Origin of the sequence: Novosphingobium sp. FKTRR1, assembly GCF_020404405.1 — a bacterium.
GTDB lineage: Bacteria > Pseudomonadota > Alphaproteobacteria > Sphingomonadales > Sphingomonadaceae > Novosphingobium.
In genome coordinates this window covers 25,891-41,259 of record NZ_JAIZDA010000007.1, presented here as the reverse complement: position 1 = coordinate 41,259, position 15,369 = coordinate 25,891, and the positions used below count along the sequence as shown (strand labels likewise).

Genomic DNA, 15,369 nt, shown 5'->3' with positions numbered 1-15,369 from the left:
CGGTGCGGGGCCTGTTGCGGCCCCATGGCCCCTTTCGCCGAATTGCGAACAGGACCGTTCAAAAGCAAAAAGCGGCCCATCAGGGGGCCGCTTTCCGCTGCTTACTTACGCAGACCCAGCTTCTGGATCAGGGCGTTGTAGCGATCCACATCCTTCTTCTTCAGATAGTCGAGAAGGGTGCGGCGCTTGTTGACCATTTGCAGGAGGCCACGACGCGAATGGTTGTCCTTGTGGTGGGCCTTGAAGTGCTCGGTCAGGTTGACGATACGCTCGGTCAGGATCGCGACCTGGACTTCCGGCGAACCGGTGTCACCCACGGCGCGGGCGTTGTCGACGATGATTTCCTGCTTCTTCTCTGCGGTAACGGTCATGCATTCTACTCCGCGACATCCGAAAGGTTGAAGCCCCTGACGACGCGGGCGTCGCCACCTGCAAACTCGACCAGCGCCACCGGCACGGTGCCGGACAGCGCCTGATAAAGCCCGTCGGGTAGGGGCAATCCCGCCAGAACGCGGCCCTGTCGGACCGCTCTTGCCTGCTCGGGATCAAGGTTCAGCGCCGGGATGTCGACCAGCGCTGCCTCCAGCGGCAAGATTACGTGTTCAAGGGGAGCGCCCTTACCCACATCGTTCAAATTGTCCAGCGAAATCGCGTGTCCCAGATCGAACGGCCCCGCGCGCAGGCGACGCAGCATCGTGACATGACCGACCGTGCCCAGTGCGCGGGCGATATCGCGCGCCAGACTGCGGATATATGTGCCCTTTGAGACGTGCGCGACGAGCGTCAATTCGCTCATCGCCCCCTCCCCTTGGTCGGCTGTGACCGAAGTAAGGCTGAACACCGTTACCGACCGCGCCGGCAGGTCAACCGCTTCGCCCGCCCGCGCCAGGTCATAGGCACGCGCGCCATCGACCATCAGCGCGGAATAAGCTGGCGGCACTTGCTCGATCGGCCCGGTAAAACGCGGCAGCACCGCCTCGATCTCGGACCACGTGGGACGCCTATCGCTCTCGGCAATGACTTTGCCCTCAAGATCGAGCGTATCGGTCTCGCGCCCGAACTGGACGGTGAAGGCATATTCCTTGGTGGCATCGAGCATCCGCCCGGCCAGCTTGGTCGCCTCGCCAACCGCGATGGGCAAAACCCCCGTCGCAAGCGGATCGAGCGTGCCACCATGGCCAACCTTGACCTTGCCGTATCCAGCCTGCCGCAGGTTGCGCTTGACCGCAGCCACGGCTTGGGTGGAACCCAGCCCGTGCGGTTTGTCGAGGATGATCCAGCCGTTGACCATCGGCGGCCCCTATACGAGCGGGACCACGCTGTCAGCAGCGGACTTTGAACCGATTCCGATGATCAGGCGGCGTCCTGCCCGGCGGCCCAGTTGGCCAACATCTCATAGTGATCAATCGCCCAGCCGACCGGCGGCATGACCAGTCGGTCGACCAGATGCAGCCCCGGCGAGATCCATGGCACCACGATGAAGATCACCAGAAACACCACGATGCCATATGGCTCGATCCGGTCGAGCAAGCGCACACCCGGACGCGGTAACACGCCCCGCAAAATGCGTGAGCCGTCGAACGGCGGCAGTGGCAAGAGGTTGAACACCCCCAAAAACACGTTGAGCAAAACGAAATTGCGCAAGTTTTCGGCGATGAAAGTGACCCACGGTGCCGGGGCCTGCGGTCCGGGGTACACCCTGATCATCAGGCCGATGACGATGGCCGCCAGAGCGGCCAGCACGAAGTTGGTGAGCGGCCCGGCTGCGGCAACCAGCGCCATGTCCCGCTGCGGGTGGCGTAGCCGCGCATAGTTGACCGGCACCGGCTTGGCCCAGCCGAACACCGGCAGCCCCGCCAGCTTGAGCATGCCGGGCAGGATGATCGTGCCAATGGGGTCGACATGGCGCAGCGGGTTGAGGCTCAGCCGTCGTTGCTCCGCCGCCGTCGGATCGCCCAGCGCCCTTGCCGCCAGACCGTGCGCCACTTCGTGAAAGACGATGGCAAAGATCATCGGCACCACCAGCGTGGCGGCGGAATAGAGCATATCGGTCACGACTGGCGTGCCTCCCATTCGCTACGCAGGATCGAGAACTGTACGGTGTCGCGCACCCGCCCGGTCCATGTGCGGCGTTCGCGGCGCAGCACACCCTCCTGCACCCCGCCGATCTTGCGCACAGCGGCCTGGCTGCGGGTATTGAGCACGTCGACCTTGAAGCCGACCCGCTCCAGCCCACAGGCAAAGGCATGGTCCAGCATCAGCCGCTTGAGCCGGTCGTTGAAACCGGTGCCGCGCATCGATGGGGCGATATAGGTGTTGCCGATCTCGATCGACCAGCCCGGCGCGCCATGCTCGATCCAAGCGGTCATCCCGACAACTGTGCCAGCATGGTGGATGGCATAAGGCCGCCTGACCGGCTGCGAGCGCAGCAACGCGTCGAACTGCGGGTCGAAATTGTCCCCGGCATAGCTGAACGGATAGATCTCCCAGATCTCGGCATCCTGTGCGCAAGCTGCGCGCAGACCCACGCGGTGGCGTTCGGCCAAAGGTTCAAGCGCAAGGTCGCCCTCGGCAAGCGGCACATAAAGGTCAGTGTCAGACATCGGGGACTCCGGGACGCAGCGCCTCGCTGAAATGGGCGCGGCACAAAGTGAGATATCGCTCGTTGCCGCCGACCTCGGTCTGCGCGCCGGTGTGCAGCGGGCTGCCGTCGGCATCGAGCCGCACGTTCATCGTCGCCTTGCGGCCGCAGTGGCATACCGCTTTCACTTCGACCAGTTCATCGGCAAGACCAAGCAGAGCCGCAGACCCTTCGAACAAGTTGCCCCGGAAATCGGTACGTAAGCCATAGCACAGCACCGGAATGCCCGCGCGATCGACGATATCGGCCAGTTGCCAGACTTGTGCATGACTCAGGAACTGCGCCTCATCCACCAGCACGCAGGCAAGCGGTGTCTCCGCGTGGCGGGCAAGCACTTCGGCGCGCAAGTCGGTTCCTGCCGTGAAGCCCCGCGCCATCGCGTTGAGCCCGACGCGGCTGGAGATGGATGGCACGTCCTCTTGCCCTGAAGGGCCCTGCCCCAAGGTCCGGTTGTCGAATGCCGCCGTCCACAGCATGGTCTCCATACCCCGCTCGCGGTAATTGAAATCCGCCTGCAACAGGTTGGTCGATTTGCCTGCGTTCATACTGGCATAGTAGAAGAAGAGCTTGGCCATGGGCGCGACTGACATAGGGCGTCACCGGGCAAAGGCCAATGCCGCAACCAAGAAATACCCAAGCACCCCCGCAGGAGTACCAGTGCCGATGACCCTATCCCAGAGGGCCTGCTTGCCGATTGCCATGCTGACAATGTTGGCTCCGCTCACCGCCAGCGCGCAAGAAACGCTGCGCTATGTCGTGGACAAGGCCGCCAGCCACGTCGATGCCAAAGTCGCGTTCTTCGGCTTTTCGAGCAAGAGCGCCCACTTCCCCGACATGACCGGCACGTTCGATGTCTCGCCCACCAACCTTGAAGGCATGGCCATGGCGGTCGATATCGACGCCCGGACGCTGACCACCGGCGATTCCGAAACGCAACGGCTGCGCGGACGCCAGTTCTTCGACGTGGCGCACCACCCGATCCTGCATTTCGTTGGCAGCCGCATGACCATGACCGGCGCCAAGAGCGCCACCGTCGAGGGCAAGATGACCGCGCGCGGCGTGACCCAGCCGGTCAAGCTTGCGGTCACCTTTTCGATCCCGCCGATCGAAACGGCGGGATACCAGCCGATCACGATCACCGGAACCACCACGATCGACCGCTATGCCTTTGGCATGCGGGCGTTTCCGTGGATCATCGGCCGCATGGTCGCAGTCAGGATCAGCGCGCGGATGGTGCGCGACTAATCGGCGCCCATCGTCCGTCAATCAGCTTGCGGAGTCATCCGCATCGCCTTCGGCCACGATATCGCGGGCCACGCGCGGATCGGCCAGCAGGCTGTCGATGTGGCTCGCCACATCGAAGCTGTCATCCGCCTGAAAGCGCACTTTCGCGGCGTACTTGAGCTTCAGCTTGCCCGCCACTTCCTTCTGGAAATAGGCCGTGTTGGTCCGCAAGGCCTTGAGCACGATATCCTCGTCCTTGCCCAGCAGCGGCTTGATGAACACGGTGGCGTGGCGCAAGTCGGGCGACATGCGCACTTCGGTGACCGACACGGTATGCGCACTCAGCACATCGTCATGGACATGCTGACGCATCAGCAGTTCGGAAATCACGTGGCGTACCTGCTCGCCAACCTTGAGCAGGCGGACGGAGCGGGCTTCGGGAGCGGGGGTCTGGCGGGCCAAGTCTATCTCATCTTTGCCAGGTGCCGGGCGGGCGCACAGGGCACGTCGTCCTTTGGCATCCAGGGCGTTTACTATCAAGACAGCGCCGGTTTCAAAACCGCCACCGCCATCGTTGGCAGCGATATAGAGCGCACCGCCGCCAATTGCGAGGCTTTCAGCGCCATGCCCCGCTTACGCCGCATGGGATTGGCTGGGCGATGTGCCATTGGCGACAATTTGCGACGCGTTGCCGAAGGATCCAGCAGCAGCCTCGTACGTTTGTGGAATGGACGTATCGAGAAAGGACCGCATGATGACCAAGATTTCCAGCGCGATTGTGGCGCTCGCCGTGGCGTTCGCCACCGTCAGCCCGGCCATGGCCCAGCCGATGGGTGGGCAGCATGACCGCGATCATGCCGACCGCGATCAGGGCCGGCGCGTTGATCGCGACCAGCAGTGGAACGGCAACAAAGGACGCCATCGTGGCCACGATGCCCGCGCCGGCAACCCCTTCCGCAACGGCGATCGCTTCGATGTCCGCCGCGCGCCGAACTACCGTGTGGTGGAATACCGCCAGTACCGCCTGCGCAAGCCGCCGCGCGGTTATCACTGGGTCCGTTCGGGCAACGATGCTCTGCTCGTCGCCATCACTTCGGGCGTGATCGCCTCGATCGCCGCCAATCGCTTCTGAACACCAGGCGGCGTGGAGTTAGGGCCGGGATCCACCCAGGCCCAAACGGAAGGGGCGGCCAGCACAAGCTGACCGCCCCTTCATGATTCCGCCCTCAAGCAGCGCGCAAACCCGCCTTACAGCGTGCGGGCGCGCTCCTCGACGTCGAACACTTCGAGCATGTCGCCCGGCTTGATGTCGTTGGTATCCTGCAGCACAACGCCGCATTCCAGACCGGCACGGACTTCCGAAACGTCGTCCTTGAACCGGCGCAGCGAGGCGATGACCGTCTTGCTGACGATGACATCCTGCCGCGTGAGACGCGCATTGATGCCCTTGCGGATGTACCCTTCGAGCACCAGCAGACCAGCGGCCTTGTCGCGCTTGCCAGCCGGGAACACTTCCTTGACCTCGGCGCGTCCGACCACGGTTTCGATCCGCTCCGGCCCCAGTTCACCAGCCATTTCCGAACGGATGTCGTCGGTGAGCTGATAGATCACGTCGAAGTACTTCATCCGCACCTTGTTGCGCTCGATCAGCTCGCGCGCCTTGGCGTTGGGACGCACGTTGAAACCGACGATCGGTGCCCCGCTGGCTTGCGCCAGATTGACATCGCTTTCGGTGATCGCACCCACGCCTGATGACAGAATGCGCACCTTGATCTCGTCGGTCGAGATGCGGTTGAGCGCATTGACGATTGCTTCGGTCGAACCCTGCACGTCGGCCTTCACCACCAGCGCATATTCGATGACGGTGTTCTTGGCGGCGAGCGCCGAGAACATGTTTTCAAGGCTGGCAGGTGCCTGCGTGGTGCGCTTGGCCGTGGCCAGTTCCTGACGATAGGCGGCAACTTCGCGCGCGCGCGCTTCGTTTTCGACCACCGTCAGCGTGTCACCGGCCATCGGCACACCGCCGATGCCGAGCACTTCGACCGGCAGCGAAGGCGGCGCTTCCTTCACCTGGCGACCCTTGTCGTCAAGCATCGCGCGAACGCGGCCAGACTGGGTGCCGACCACCAGAATGTCGCCGACGCGCAGGGTGCCACGGTTGACCAGCACGGTCGCCAGCGGACCCTTGCCCTTGTCGAGCTTGGCCTCGATCACGGTCGCTTCGGCGGCGCGGTCGGGGTTGGCACTCAGTTCGAGCAGTTCGGCCTGGAACAGGATCTTCTCGATCAGCTCATCGAGCCCGGCCCCGGTGCGTGCCGACACTTCCACGTCCTGCACGTCGCCCGACATGGCTTCGACGATGATCTCGTGTTCAAGCAGGCGCTCGCGGATCTTCTGCGGGTTGAATTCGGGCTTGTCGGACTTGGTGATCGCCACGATCATCGGCACGCCGGCCGCCTTGGTGTGGTTGATCGCCTCGATCGTCTGCGGCATCAGCCCGTCGTCGCCGGCCACCACCAGAATGACGATGTCGGTGACGTTGGCCCCGCGCATACGCATTTCGGTGAAGGCTTCGTGGCCCGGAGTATCAAGGAAGGTGATGAAGTCGCCACCCTTGGTCTTGATCTGATAGGCGCCGATGTGCTGCGTGATGCCGCCGGCTTCGCCGCGCACCACGTCGGTGCCGCGCAGCGCGTCTAGCAGGCTGGTCTTGCCGTGATCGACGTGGCCCATGATCGTGACCACCGGCGGACGCGGCTGCAACGATTCGGCCGTATCGACGTCGGACGCGGTGTCGATATCGACGTCCGAATCGCTGACGCGCTGGATGTTGTGCCCGAATTCGGTGACCAACAGCTCGGCGGTGTCCTGATCGATGGTCTGGTTGATGGTGACCATCATGCCCATCTTGAACAAGGCCTTGACCAGATCCGCAGCCTTTTCAGCCATGCGGTTGGCCAGATCCTGCACGGTGATGCCCTCGGGCACCACAACGTCGCGGACCTGCTTTTCACGGGGCTGCGACTGCCCGGCAAAGTGCGCACGACGTTCCTTTTCGCGGGCGCGCTTGAGCGCAGCGAGCGAACGGGCGCGGGCACCCTCATCCTCGTTGAGCGCGCGGGTGACGGTCAGCTTGCCCGCCTGACGGCGATCGACCGCGTTCTTGTCGCGCGGCGCATGTACCGGCTTCTTGGCCGCGGGTTCCGGGCGCTTGATCGGCGCAACCGGCGTGAACCGGCGCGGCGCCGGTGCGGCGGCAGGCGCTGTGGTGGCGGCAGGCGCTGCAGCCGAAGCCACAGGCGCTGCCACAGCGGCAACGGGCGCTGTTACAGGCGCATCGACCTTCGGCTCGGCGGCAACGGCAGGCGTTGCCACGACTACCGGCTCCGCGACCGGCTGCTGGGCAACCGGCTCGGGCGCTGCTGCAACCGGTGCCGCGGGAGTTTCGGGTTCGCTGGCGGCAGGCTCACTGGCCCGGCGCGCCTCTTCGACCCGGCGACGCTCTTCCTCGATGGCGCGCAAGCGTGCTTCCTGCTCGCGCCGGTTGGCTGCTTCGAGCGCAGCCTGACGGGCTTCCTCGGCTTCACGCAGCAAGCGTGCCTGCAGTTCCTGCCGCGTCTCACGCGATGCGGCCGGAGGAGCGGGCGGCGGCGGCGGCGGCGTAGGCCGAGCCACCGGCTGGGCCGGAGCGGGCGCGCGCGGCGCTTCTGGAGCGGGGCTGGCTGCCTCGCCCGGACGTCCCATCAGCTTGCGCCGCTTTACCTCGACCACCACCTTGTTGGTGCGACCGTGGCTGAAGGTCTGCTTGACCTCTCCGGCCTCCACCGAGGTCTTCAGACCCAGCGGCCTGCGGCCCAGTGTCGGCTTCTTGTCGCTATCGCTCATTTAACTCATTCGCCCTTCGTATCAGATTCGTCGTTGGCCGCATGTTCCGCAGGCAGCACAGCGTCCGGCACCGGTTGACCCGGTGGCGAAACGCCAGCCCCATCGGACTCAGCCTCAAGGAAATGCAGCAGTCGCCGCAGCGGCCCCGCGACCCGATCGGCCGCAGCAGGATCTGTGAGCGCCAGATGAACGACGTTATCGCGGCCCAATGCCACAGACAACGCCGCCCGGTCCAGCGGCAAGATGATGCCCTTTTGCCCGGAGCCTTCGGCCCCTTCGCCCACGCGCCAGGCTTGCGCCAGCTTGCCCGCGCCATCGGCACCGGCGTCGCTGGCATGCGCAAGGAACGTCACCGCACCGCTGCGCGCCGCGTTGGCGATCTTTTCGGTGCCCAGCACCATGTTGCCGGAACGCAGCTCGATACCAAGCCGGTCGGTCAGCAGGCGGGTGAATGCCAGAACAATGCGTTCTGACAGATCATCGGGAATGGTCAGCGGCGCGCCCTTGAACGCACGCGCCAGCGCGCCGCGCAACTTGCCGCGCGCCAAAGCCTCGTCCAGTTCGGTGCGGGTGACACCCAGCCAGGCGCCGCGTCCCGGCGCACGCGCCAGCACATCGGGCAGCACCAGCCCATCGGGCGAAATGGCAAGCCGAAGCAGACTGTCGCGGGCGTCATGACGCCCGGTCAGCACACACTTGCGCTCCGGCGGAACCTTGCCCGCCGGTGCGTCGACCAAGATGTCGGAGCTTAGCGGCTCATTGTGAGGATTCCGCATCGGCGGCCTCCTCGACAGAGGAAACGTCTTGCGCGGGTTCATCGTCGAACCAGTGCGCGCGTGCTGCCATGATGATCTCGTTACCCTGCTCTTCGCTAAGGCCGTATTCGCCCAGCACGCCACCCTTGTCCTCGGTCCGTTCGGAACGGTCACGACGGTTTTCGGTGTTGTTGCTGCGGCGGCGCTGTTCGTTGACGCGCTTCTTGGCGATCAGTTCGTCGGTTGCCAGATCGGCCAGATCGTCAAGCGTCTTGATCCCCGCCTTGCCCAGCGTGACGAGCATCGCCTCGGTCAGGTGCGGCAGGTCGGCCAGTGCATCCTCGACACCGAGCCCGCGACGCTCTTCGCGCTGCCCGTCTTCGCGACGTTCCAGTGCCTCGGCCGCGCGGCTTTGCAGTTCGGCGGCCAGCTCTTCGTCGAAGCCTTCGATCGTCGCCAGTTCGCTGATGTCGATGTAGGCGACTTCTTCCAGCTCGCTGAAGCCTTCGGCCACCAGCAACTGCGACAGCGTTTCATCGACGTCGAGTTCTTCTTCGAACGTCTTGGAACGCTCGGCGAATTCCTTCTGACGCTTCTCGCTCGCCTCAGCCTCGGTCATGATGTCGATGGCCGAACCGGTCAGCGACGAAGCAAGGCGCACGTTCTGGCCACGACGACCGATCGCCAGCGAAAGCTGATCGTCGGGAACCACCACTTCGATGCGGCTGTCTTCCTCGTCGATCACGACGCGGCTGACGGTGGCCGGCTGCAGCGCGTTGACCACGAAGGTGGCGGTGTCTTCGCTCCAGGGGATGATGTCGATCTTTTCGCCCTGCAGTTCCTGCACCACCGCCTGCACGCGGCTGCCCTTCATGCCGACGCAGGCGCCGACCGGGTCGATGCTCGAATCGCGGCTGATCACGCCGATCTTGGCGCGGCTGCCCGGATCGCGGGCTGCGGCCTTGATCGTGATGATCCCGTCATAGATTTCGGGGACTTCCTGCGCGAACAGCTTCTTCATGAAGTCGGGGTGGGCGCGCGACAGGAAGATCTGCGGGCCACGGTTCTGGCGCTCGACCTTCATGATCAGCGCGCGCACCCGCTCACCCACGCGGGGGACTTCGCGGGGGATCTGCTGGTCACGGCGAATCACGCCTTCGGCGCGGCCAAGGTTGACGATCACGTGGCCAAATTCGACCGACTTGATCACGCCGGTGATGACTTCGCCCGCGCGGTCCTTGAACTCGTCGTACTGGCGATCGCGCTCGGCATCGCGGACCTTCTGGAAGATCACCTGCTTGGCCGACTGCGCATCGATGCGCCCAAGATCCACCGGCGGCAACGGATCGACGATGAAGTCGCCGACCTTGGCGCCCGGCTGCAGCTTTTCAGCCTGCTTGGCGTCAACCTGCTTGAAGTAGTCCTCGACCTCTTCGACCACTTCGACAACGCGCCACAGACGCAAGTCGCCGGTGCGCGGGTCAAGTTTGGCACGGATGTCGTTCTCGGCGCCATAGCGGTTGCGCGCCGACTTCTGGATAGCCTCCTCCATGGCCTCGATGACGATCGACTTGTCGATCATCTTCTCCGTCGCGACCGCGTTGGCGATTGCGAGCAGCTCGGCGCGGTTGGCAGAAATCGCACTGGCCATGGTTTAGTCTTCCTGTTCTTCGACGATGTCATCCGCACCACTGGTATCCAGCGGTCGGGAAGCGGCAATCAGCTTGTCAGTCAGCAATAGTTTCGCGTGGCTTACGAGCGCGAACGGCACTTCGTATACCACACCTTCGTCCTCGATCGAAATCACTTCGCTGTCTGACGCGAAGCCGACGAGGTCGCCCCGGAAGCGCTTGCGCGCGCCCAGCAGCTCCTTCAACTCGATCCGCGCTTCATGGCCCACCCAGGCGGCGAAGTCCTTGGGGCGGGTCAGCGGACGGTCGATACCGGGCGAGCTGACTTCCAGACGATAGGCATCGGTGATCAGCACCTCGCCCGCATCTTCCAGCGCATCGATCCGGTCGGAAATGCGGTGCGACAACGCGGCGCAATCGACGATCAGCAACTGCCCGGTTTCAGGCCGTTCGGCCATGATCTGCAACGTATGCTCTTCATCCCCCACTTCGGTCTTGCCGAAATAGGCGACCCGCACAAGATCGACGCCCATGGCTTTCGCCTCGGGCTCAACGATCTCGATAATGCGGGCAATGTCGACCATGCGCGTTCCTGTTCGGCAAAAGCGGTTCCGAGCCGGTGCCCTGCGGGACCAGCCTGACGTTGCTTTCACAATGTCGGGATGAGCGCCAGATAAGCGCGCTCTTCCCGATTTGCAAGTGTTAGTGACAGCGCGGCAGACTCTGTCGAGCGCCAGACGTGCAGCAGCCACCGGTGCCTGCACCAAGACGACAATGCTGTCCGCGCACCCCGACAGGCCCGCACGGATCACCGCCACCGATCAAGACCAGTGGCGCCCGGGACTTCAGGTGGATTTCACCAACCAGACATTTCCAGAATCGGCAATTTCGCCAACTGATGGGAATTTCCACAAGGGTTCTCAGACCTCTCTTGCTGGAAACAGCCGGTTTTCCGCCATTCCGGCATTTGGCACGGGTTATGCGAAGGCTGGGGCAACGGCCGAACGGACGATCCGCCAGGCCAACAATACCAACAACCTTAGCCATAGAAGGAACCTGTCATGAACCGCCTGAACTTCATCACCCTGCCGACCGCAGCCGCCGCGATGGCGCTGGCCCTGTCTTTCGCGCTGTTCAGCCAGACCCTTGCGGTGCCTGCGGTTGCAGCCTCTTCCAACCACACCAGCATGGAGCACGTGGCATGAGCGACCTGCGCTTTGAAGACTCGGCCGTCCGCCCCTCGCAACCCGTTCGCAGTGGTTCCGGCTTTCGCCTGAACAAGGCGCGCGGCAAGCTGTTCGGCGTCTGCTCGGGCATTGCCGACTATTGCGGGGTCGACGTCCTGCTGGTCCGGATCGCCTGGGTGATCGGTACGCTGGTCGGCTTTGGGTCGCTGATCCTGATCTATCTGGCAATCGCGCTGATCGCGGATTGATCGCATCGGAGCGACACCTGCAACCAGTGAGGTTCGGGTAACCTTTGCGTGTTAGCGTTGCCGCGCAATGGCACCGAACCACGCTTCTGCCCGCAACGGCCCTCCCTCAAGCCCTCCCTTACGCATGGCGTTGCGCCGCAGGCTCCCTCTCCTGCTGGCCGCAACGCCTGCGTTGGTGTTGGCAGGGTGCGGATCGTCCGATGAGCGGATCGCTGCGCTTGAACAACGGGTCGCTGCCGCCGAAGCGCGCGCGGATGCCGCCGATCAGCGGGCGCGCAAGGCCGAGCAGCTTGCCATGCAGCCAGCCGCCCCGCCGCAGCCGATGGTCGATTCGGTCGATCTGCCCGCCGACCCCAGCCCCGACCTCGATGTAAACCACCCGCCCGAGGACGAAGTGCCGCTGGACCCTTCGGTGGACAGCGACGTTGCCGATTCCTCTGGCCCGCAGACTCACGCCAACAGCGGCTGATCAGCTTGGCACCTGCACTTGGCACTTGCCCCAGCACTTGCCCCAGCACTTGCATCGCCCGAATGCCGTTCTATCAGGATCGCACCCCACCTCTTGCGGAGTTGCGCCATGGCGAACCGCCCCGATACCGCGCGTCCTGTCGTGTACGTGCTCAACGGCCCGAACCTGAACCTGCTCGGCACGCGTGAGCCGCACATCTATGGCTCCGAAACGCTCGACGACATTGCCGGATCGCTGGAGGACCGCGCCATCGAACTTGGGCTGGACGTCGACGTGCGCCAGTCCAACCACGAAGGCCACCTGATAGACTGGTTGCATGAGGCCAGTGCCACCGGCGCTGCCGCAGTGCTGCTCAACGCCGGGGCCTATACCCACACCTCGGTCGCGCTGTACGATGCGATCAAGGCGATCAGCGTGCCGGTGATCGAGGTTCATCTGTCCAACCCGCACACGCGGGAGGCGTTCCGCCACCAGTCATACGTCGGCATGGCGGCGAAGGCGACGATCGCCGGGCTTGGCTCGCTCAGCTATCTGCTCGCGCTGGAAGCGGTGCCCCGGCTCTGATTCACGCTGCAAACGGACTGGTTGTAGCCCCTTTGCACGTCGTTATCCACGCGCCATGCGCAGTTCCCCTTGCCAGCCGGGCGGGTTGCGGGCATGGCGCGCGGCTTGAACTGTCAACCTCCGCAAGGAAAAAAGATGTCGCAAGACCGCGGTGATGAAACCGTGAAGGGCACGATGGCGATCGACAGCGCGCTGGTTCGCGAACTGGCCGAACTGCTCGCCGATACGGGCCTTTCGGAAATCGAGGTCGAGGACGGTACGCGCAAAATCCGCGTTGCCCGCACCCTCACCGCAGCGCCCGCCGCAACCGTCGCGGTGGCCGCTCCTGTTGCCGCAGCCCCGGCTCCGGCTCCCGCAGCAGCCCCTGCCGCCGCGCCGGTCGATGCCCATGCCAATGCGGTCAAGTCGCCGATGGTCGGCACCGCCTACCTCACCCCTGAACCCGGCGCCGCGGCGTTCGTTTCGGTGGGCCAGACGGTGAAGGCCGGGCAGACCCTGCTCATCATCGAGGCGATGAAGGTGATGAATGCCATCGCCGCGCCCGCTGCCGGCACGGTCACCGCCATCCTCGTCGAAAACGCCCAGCCGGTCGAATATGACCAGCCGCTGGTCGTGATCGGCTGAGGGCCACAGTACCGATGGCCATCAAACGTCTGCTTATCGCCAACCGTGGCGAGATCGCGTTGCGCATCCACCGCGCCGCGCACGAAATGGGCATCGAGACGGTGGCGGTTCACTCCACCGCCGATGCCGATGCCATGCATGTGCGGCTGGCCGACCATGCCGTGTGCATCGGGCCGCCTGCCGCGCGCGACAGCTATCTCAACATCGCCGCGATCATCTCGGCGGCCGAAATCACGCAGGCTGACGCGATCCATCCCGGCTATGGCTTCCTGTCGGAAAACGCCAAGTTTGCCGAAATCGTCGAGGCGCACGGACTGATCTGGGTCGGGCCCAAGCCTGAACACATCCGCACCATGGGCGACAAGATCGAGGCCAAGCGCACGGCAGGCGCGCTCGGCCTGCCGCTGGTTCCCGGTTCGGACGGCGCGGTCTCCGATATCGCCGAGGCCAAGCTGATCGCCGAGGCGGCCGGCTATCCGGTGATCATCAAGGCGGCAAGCGGTGGCGGCGGGCGCGGCATGAAAGTGTGCACCGGCCCTGACGAGCTGGAAACGCTGATCCAGCAGGCCGGTAGCGAGGCGAAGGCCGCATTCGGCGATGCCACCGTCTATATCGAGAAGTACCTCGGCAACCCGCGCCACATCGAGTTCCAGATCTTCGGCGATGGCAAGGGCAACGCCATCCATCTGGGCGAGCGCGACTGTTCGTTGCAGCGCCGCCACCAGAAGGTGCTGGAAGAAGCCCCCTCTCCCGTCATCAGCCCCGAAGAGCGCGACCGCATGGGCGGCATCGTGTCCAAGGCGATGGCCGACATGGGCTATCGCGGTGCGGGCACGATCGAGTTCCTGTGGGAGAACGGCGAGTTCTATTTCATCGAAATGAACACCCGCCTGCAGGTTGAGCACCCCGTGACCGAAGCGATCACCGGGGTCGATCTGGTACGCGAACAGATCCGCATCGCCGATGGCAAGTCGTTGTCGGTCCGGCAGGACGAGATCGAGTTCAAGGGCCACGCCATCGAGTGCCGCATCAACGCCGAAGACCCCTTCACTTTCGCCCCGTCGCCGGGGCTGGTGAAGAGCTATCATGCAGCGGGCGGCATGCACGTACGCGTCGATTCGGGCTTGTACGCCGGGTACAAGATCCCGCCGTATTATGACTCGATGATCGCCAAGCTGATCGTCTATGGCCGCACCCGCGAAGGGTGCATCATGCGGCTGAAGCGCGCACTGGAAGAAATGGTGATCGACGGCGTCAAGACCTCGATCCCCCTGCACCAGCGCCTGCTCAATGATCCGGTCGTGCTCGACGGCGCCTATTCGATCAAATATCTGGAAGAATGGCTGGCACAGGACAGCTGAGCCGGATTCCAGATTACGCAACACGGAAAAGCCCCTGCGATTGCGGGGGCTTTTTTGTTCTATGCTCGGACCGCATCGAGCGAGTTGCCGTTTACTCGCTGGTCGTCGTTGCGAGCGTGACGAAGCGACGATGAAATGCCGGGGATTGGGACAAAACTCGCGGAAACAGCCTTAGCGCCCCCGCCAGGTCACCACGCGCCACGCATACCACACACCCATGACCACAAAGCAGGCGAGCGCAACCGGGCCGGTGTAGTCCTCCACCCGGCCGAAATCCTGTCCGAGTTTCCAGCCGGCCCAAACCAGCACCGCGTTCCACACCGCCGTACCCGCCAGCGTGAACAGCACGAAGCGCACTTGCCCCATCCGGGCGAGGCCTGCGGGCAGCGAGATCATCGTGCGCATGAGTGGCGAAAAGCGCATGGCAAAGACCACCCACTGGCCGTGCCGCTCAAAGAAGCGGACCAGCGCCTCGACCGCGGGCCAGTCCATCGTCAGCCAGCGCCCGAAACGATCGACGAACGGGCGCAGCCGCTGATACCCCAACGCCCGCCCGATCACGAACCACACGTAGTTGCCCGCCGTCGAGCCGAGCGTGCCCGCCACCATCAGCGGCAGCACCTCCATCCGCCCGCGCGCAACGGCAATGCCGCCCAGCCCCATGATCAGTTCCGACGGGATCGGCGGGAACACGTTTTCCAGCACCATCAGCAGCGCGATGCCCCAATAGCCGCCGCCTTCGACAAGGTGGGTGATCCAGTCGTTCATGCTGGCTGAAAC

20 protein-coding genes are annotated in these 15,369 nt (G+C 64.3%); 9 read left to right on the top strand and 11 right to left on the bottom strand.

Annotation, left to right across the window (positions count from 1 at the left end; translation table 11 throughout):
• Positions 1-101: 101 nt before the first annotated feature.
• The 5 genes from rpsO to LDN95_RS08970 all read right to left on the bottom strand — a co-directional run bounded on the left by rpsO (position 102) and on the right by LDN95_RS08970 (position 3,216).
• Positions 102-371 carry a 30S ribosomal protein S15 gene (gene rpsO, locus LDN95_RS08990; protein WP_226017330.1) on the bottom strand — a complete coding sequence of 90 codons (270 nt, stop codon included), beginning with the start codon at positions 369-371 and terminating at the stop codon, positions 102-104.
• A gap of 5 nt (positions 372-376) precedes the next feature.
• On the bottom strand, positions 377-1,291 hold the full coding sequence (truB, locus tag LDN95_RS08985) for a tRNA pseudouridine(55) synthase TruB (RefSeq protein ID WP_226017329.1): 915 nt from the start codon (positions 1,289-1,291) through the stop codon (positions 377-379).
• Positions 1,292-1,353: 62 nt separating this feature from the next.
• Positions 1,354-2,046 (bottom strand): site-2 protease family protein, encoded by a 693-nt coding sequence (locus LDN95_RS08980; RefSeq protein WP_226017441.1) that lies wholly within the window; start codon positions 2,044-2,046, stop codon positions 1,354-1,356.
• Between the two features lie 5 nt (positions 2,047-2,051).
• Positions 2,052-2,603, bottom strand: a complete 552-nt coding sequence (locus tag LDN95_RS08975; RefSeq protein WP_226017328.1) for a GNAT family N-acetyltransferase — start codon at positions 2,601-2,603, stop codon at positions 2,052-2,054.
• Complete coding sequence (locus LDN95_RS08970) at positions 2,596-3,216, bottom strand: thymidine kinase (RefSeq protein WP_226017327.1); 621 nt, start codon at positions 3,214-3,216, stop codon at positions 2,596-2,598. The genes LDN95_RS08975 and LDN95_RS08970 overlap by 8 nt, the downstream gene beginning before the upstream one ends.
• A gap of 124 nt (positions 3,217-3,340) precedes the next feature.
• Here LDN95_RS08970 and LDN95_RS08965 point away from each other — a divergent pair, with 124 nt between their 5' ends.
• The gene (locus LDN95_RS08965) at positions 3,341-3,886 is read left to right on the top strand and encodes a YceI family protein (protein ID WP_226017326.1); all 546 of its coding nucleotides are present in this window, start codon (positions 3,341-3,343) and stop codon (positions 3,884-3,886) included.
• A 21-nt stretch (positions 3,887-3,907) separates the two neighbouring features.
• On the opposite strand, the gene rbfA is transcribed toward LDN95_RS08965, so the two are convergent.
• On the bottom strand, positions 3,908-4,327 hold the full coding sequence (gene rbfA, locus LDN95_RS08960; RefSeq protein ID WP_226017325.1) for a 30S ribosome-binding factor RbfA: 420 nt from the start codon (positions 4,325-4,327) through the stop codon (positions 3,908-3,910).
• A gap of 292 nt (positions 4,328-4,619) precedes the next feature.
• Here rbfA and LDN95_RS08955 point away from each other — a divergent pair, with 292 nt between their 5' ends.
• Positions 4,620-4,997 carry an RcnB family protein gene (locus tag LDN95_RS08955; protein WP_226017324.1) on the top strand — a complete coding sequence of 126 codons (378 nt, stop codon included), beginning with the start codon at positions 4,620-4,622 and terminating at the stop codon, positions 4,995-4,997.
• A 116-nt stretch (positions 4,998-5,113) separates the two neighbouring features.
• On the opposite strand, the gene infB is transcribed toward LDN95_RS08955, so the two are convergent.
• The 4 genes from infB to rimP are packed head-to-tail and all read right to left on the bottom strand — an operon-like array spanning position 5,114 to position 10,720.
• Positions 5,114-7,750: a translation initiation factor IF-2 gene (infB, locus tag LDN95_RS08950; protein ID WP_226017323.1), complete on the bottom strand. Its 2,637-nt coding sequence runs from the start codon at positions 7,748-7,750 to the stop codon at positions 5,114-5,116.
• 5 nt (positions 7,751-7,755) lie between these two features.
• Positions 7,756-8,526: a DUF448 domain-containing protein gene (locus LDN95_RS08945; protein WP_226017322.1), complete on the bottom strand. Its 771-nt coding sequence runs from the start codon at positions 8,524-8,526 to the stop codon at positions 7,756-7,758.
• Positions 8,507-10,156: a transcription termination factor NusA gene (gene nusA, locus LDN95_RS08940; RefSeq protein ID WP_226017321.1), complete on the bottom strand. Its 1,650-nt coding sequence runs from the start codon at positions 10,154-10,156 to the stop codon at positions 8,507-8,509. The genes LDN95_RS08945 and nusA overlap by 20 nt, the downstream gene beginning before the upstream one ends.
• A 3-nt stretch (positions 10,157-10,159) precedes the next feature.
• Positions 10,160-10,720: a ribosome maturation protein RimP gene (gene rimP, locus LDN95_RS08935; RefSeq protein ID WP_226017320.1), complete on the bottom strand. Its 561-nt coding sequence runs from the start codon at positions 10,718-10,720 to the stop codon at positions 10,160-10,162.
• Positions 10,721-10,910: 190 nt separating this feature from the next.
• On the opposite strand from rimP, the gene LDN95_RS08930 reads away from it, so the two are divergent.
• From LDN95_RS08930 to accC, 7 genes are all read left to right on the top strand, one after another.
• Positions 10,911-11,201 carry a hypothetical protein gene (locus LDN95_RS08930; protein WP_226017319.1) on the top strand — a complete coding sequence of 97 codons (291 nt, stop codon included), beginning with the start codon at positions 10,911-10,913 and terminating at the stop codon, positions 11,199-11,201.
• A complete protein-coding gene (locus LDN95_RS08925) occupies positions 11,198-11,341 on the top strand; it encodes a hypothetical protein (protein ID WP_226017318.1) in 144 nt (47 codons plus the stop codon). Before LDN95_RS08930 ends, LDN95_RS08925 begins: the two co-directional genes overlap by 4 nt.
• Entirely contained in the window at positions 11,338-11,571 is a 234-nt protein-coding gene (locus LDN95_RS08920; protein WP_226017317.1) for a PspC domain-containing protein, read from the top strand. Before LDN95_RS08925 ends, LDN95_RS08920 begins: the two co-directional genes overlap by 4 nt.
• Before the next feature lie 124 nt (positions 11,572-11,695).
• Positions 11,696-12,040, top strand: coding sequence for a hypothetical protein (locus tag LDN95_RS08915; RefSeq protein ID WP_226017316.1), 345 nt, complete (start codon positions 11,696-11,698; stop codon positions 12,038-12,040).
• A 108-nt stretch (positions 12,041-12,148) separates the two neighbouring features.
• Positions 12,149-12,604 carry a type II 3-dehydroquinate dehydratase gene (gene aroQ, locus LDN95_RS08910; RefSeq protein ID WP_226017315.1) on the top strand — a complete coding sequence of 152 codons (456 nt, stop codon included), beginning with the start codon at positions 12,149-12,151 and terminating at the stop codon, positions 12,602-12,604.
• 135 nt (positions 12,605-12,739) lie between these two features.
• On the top strand, positions 12,740-13,228 hold the full coding sequence (gene accB / locus LDN95_RS08905; RefSeq protein WP_226017314.1) for an acetyl-CoA carboxylase biotin carboxyl carrier protein: 489 nt from the start codon (positions 12,740-12,742) through the stop codon (positions 13,226-13,228).
• Positions 13,229-13,242: 14 nt separating this feature from the next.
• A complete protein-coding gene (gene accC, locus LDN95_RS08900; RefSeq protein ID WP_226017313.1) occupies positions 13,243-14,589 on the top strand; it encodes an acetyl-CoA carboxylase biotin carboxylase subunit in 1,347 nt (448 codons plus the stop codon).
• Between the two features lie 171 nt (positions 14,590-14,760).
• Here the strand turns inward: accC and LDN95_RS08895 are convergent, their stop codons facing one another.
• Positions 14,761-15,357, bottom strand: a complete 597-nt coding sequence (locus tag LDN95_RS08895) for a DedA family protein (RefSeq protein ID WP_226017312.1) — start codon at positions 15,355-15,357, stop codon at positions 14,761-14,763.
• Positions 15,358-15,369: the final 12 nt, after the last annotated feature.